Genomic DNA, 382 nt, shown 5'->3' on the forward strand with positions numbered 1-382 from the left:
ACACGATAGCGATAACTTCTAGCTTCCTGATCTAAAAGCAATATACTCGTAGTGTTATATCGATTTCTATTTTGCCAAGCACCACCATTAACACTCACTTGACGATAATAATGACTCGTATTAGCTGTGGCGTTCCACGAAACAGTTATATCATTACCATTTGCGATAGAGGCATTTGGCTTTGATGGAACTGATGGTTCGGGTAAAACAGATATCGATTTAGAAGCAGAGGAGTAGCTAGAACATGTGTCATTAATGTTACAAGCCTGTACACGATAGCGATAACTTCTAGCTTCCTGATCTAAAAGCAATATACTCGTAGTGTTATATCGATTTCTATTTTGCCAAGCACCACCATTAACACTCACTTGACGATAATAAT

General features: G+C 38.0%; 1 protein-coding gene. It reads right to left on the reverse strand.

Annotation, left to right across the window (positions count from 1 at the left end):
• A partial coding sequence (locus H4J73_RS01275; protein ID WP_182176868.1) for a hypothetical protein occupies positions 1-382 on the reverse strand: 382 nt, incomplete at both ends.

It is taken from the genome of Colwellia sp. MB3u-41, from assembly GCF_014076845.1.
Taxonomy (GTDB): Bacteria; Pseudomonadota; Gammaproteobacteria; order Enterobacterales; family Alteromonadaceae; genus Colwellia_A.